This window comes from Aeromonas sp. A35_P, from assembly GCF_002259925.1.
Lineage (GTDB): Bacteria > Pseudomonadota > Gammaproteobacteria > Enterobacterales > Aeromonadaceae > Aeromonas > Aeromonas dhakensis.
Window position 1 is genome coordinate 1 of record NZ_NEVB01000180.1, and the last position, 2,447, is coordinate 2,447.

Genomic DNA, 2,447 nt, shown 5'->3' on the forward strand with positions numbered 1-2,447 from the left:
GTAAGCGTCCGGCCACTACCGTCTGGTGAATGGGGGCAGTTGTGGACAAAGTAGTTCCCACTAAAAAGTAGTGGGAACCAAAATGGTGTACACCAACAGCCGTACCAATGGCAGCCGTAAAGGCAGAGCCAATTACTCGCGAGAATTCAAACAGCGACTTGTCGAGGCCGCCAATCAGCCGGGCGTGTCCGTCTCAAAGCTCGCACAGGAGCACGGGGTCAATGCCAACCTCTTGTTCAAATGGCGACGTGATGCCAAAGTCGAAGCCCCTGCGTTATACCCCCTCGAACTGGTGTTGCCCCCTTCATCCACGGAGCTCCTCTTGCCTCCGACCCCACAGCCCGAAACGCTCATGCCAGAGACAGCGCCTGAACCGACACCATCCGGCACCATTGAGATACGACTGGGGCGTGCAATGGTCGTCATCGATGGCACCGTCGATACCAATGCATTACGAATGATCCTGGAGACCCTGCGCGTATGATAAATCTTCCTGCCGGCACCCGGATCTGGATCGTGGCCGGTATCACAGACATGAGAAATGGCTTCAATGGGTTAGCCTCGAAAGTGCAAATGACGTTGAAGGATGATCCTTTGTCAGGGCATGTCTTTATCTTCAGGGGCCGTAACGGGAGTCAAGTTAAGCTCCTCTGGTCTACCGGCGATGGTCTGTGTCTGCTGACCAAAAGGCTGGAGCGTGGTCGGTTTGCCTGGCCATCGGCTCGAGACGGCAAAGTCTTTTTGACGCCTGCACAACTGGCCATGCTACTGGAGGGGATAGACTGGCGCCATCCAAAGCGCCTGGCTAACTCATTGACCATGTTGTAAAAAGTGATCCCCCATGTAAGATGCATGGGTATGGAAAAATCACTAGCCGACGAAATCCTGCGACTGAAACGACTCCTGGCTGAACAGGAGTCACTTAATCGTGTTTTGCATGCAAGGTTGGAAGAGCGGGAGCGCGAAATAGAGCGCCTGCTTGCGCAACTCGACAAGCTGCGGCGTATGTATTTTGGCAGCCAGTCCGAGAAACTCGCTCGTCGTATCGCCCAGACAGAAACGCAGTTGAAAATACTTCAGCAAGAAAGTGACGCTATCACCGGCCGGGTGGATGACCCAGCGGTACCGCGGCCACTTCGCCAGACCCTCACTCGCAAACCCTTCCCTCTGGCCTTTCCTCGCGATGAGCACCGCCTGCGTCCAACAGAGGCAGTCTGCCCGGAATGTGGCGGAACGCTATCATACCTTGGAGAAGATACTGCTGAGCAGTTAGAGCTGATACGCAGTGCTTTCCGGGTCATCCGCACGGTTCGGGAGAAACACACCTGCGGGCAGTGCGATTTCATCACACAAGCGCCTGCGCCATCACGCCCTATCGAGCGGGGCATCGCCGGGCCTGGCTTACTGGCTCGGGTACTCACCTCCAAATATGCAGAGCACACTCCGCTATATCGCCAGTCGGAAATCTATGCCCGTCAGGGTGTGGCGCTGAGCCGCTCGGTGCTCTCTGGTTGGGTGGATGCATGTTGCAGATTGCTGTCACCGCTGGAGGAGGCGCTGCGGCAGTATGTGCTGACCGATGGCAAACTACACGCAGATGATACCCCGGTCCCGGTACTGCTCCCCGGCAATAAAAAGACAAAAACAGGGCGTCTGTGGACGTATGTACGCGATGATCGCAACGCCGGCTCCGAACTGCCGCCAGCCGTCTGGTTCGCTTACTCGCCTGATAGAAAGGGAGCCCATCCGCAAAGCCATCTTGCCGATTTCAGCGGCGTCCTACAAGCAGATGCCTACGCAGGATTTAATGAGCTATATCGTGAAGAGCGAGCTGCCGGCACGATAAAGGAAGCCGCTTGCTGGGCTCATGCCAGGCGAAAGATCCATGATGTGCATATCCGAACGCCATCGGACAACACACACGAAGCCCTCAAACGAATTGGTCAGCTTTACAGCCTCGAAGCAGAACTGCGTGGCATGTCAGCAGAACATCGGCTGGCAGAGCGAGAACGGCGGGCAAAGCCCTTACTGAAAGCGCTGGAGATCTGGTTACGGGATAGGATGTCCTCCCTCTCGCGTCACTCCGAGTTGGCCAAGGCCTTCGCCTATGCCTTGAATCAGTGGTCAGCACTGACGTACTACGCCGAAAACGGCTGGGTAGAGGTGGACAACAACATCGCGGAGAATGCGCTACGGCTAGTGAGCTTGGGGCGAAAGAACTTCCTGTTTTTTGGCTCTGACCATGGAGGTGAACGGGGAGCCTTGTTGTACAGCTTGCTCGGCACCTGCCGGTTGAACGGGGTGGATCCGGAGCATTACCTGCGGCATGTATTGAATGTGATCGCAGACTGGCCGGTGAACCGGGTCAGTGAACTGCTGCCATGGCGTGTTGCTCTACCTGCTGAATAACCTGCCCCCTGTCAATACGGCCTTCGCTGGACGCTTAC

3 protein-coding genes are annotated in these 2,447 nt (G+C 56.2%); all 3 read left to right on the forward strand.

Features of this window, described 5'->3' with window-relative positions; translation table 11 throughout:
* Positions 1-82 precede the first annotated feature (82 nt).
* Genes tnpA through tnpC form a run of 3 tightly spaced genes read left to right on the forward strand, consistent with a single transcriptional unit; the run spans position 83 to position 2,409 of the window.
* Positions 83-484, forward strand: a complete 402-nt coding sequence (gene tnpA, locus CAK78_RS10870) for an IS66-like element accessory protein TnpA (RefSeq protein WP_094697271.1) — start codon at positions 83-85, stop codon at positions 482-484.
* Complete coding sequence (tnpB, locus tag CAK78_RS10875; RefSeq protein WP_094697272.1) at positions 481-828, forward strand: IS66 family insertion sequence element accessory protein TnpB; 348 nt, start codon at positions 481-483, stop codon at positions 826-828. The genes tnpA and tnpB overlap by 4 nt, the downstream gene beginning before the upstream one ends.
* A gap of 30 nt (positions 829-858) precedes the next feature.
* A complete protein-coding gene (tnpC, locus tag CAK78_RS10880; protein ID WP_094697273.1) occupies positions 859-2,409 on the forward strand; it encodes an IS66 family transposase in 1,551 nt (516 codons plus the stop codon).
* Positions 2,410-2,447: the final 38 nt, after the last annotated feature.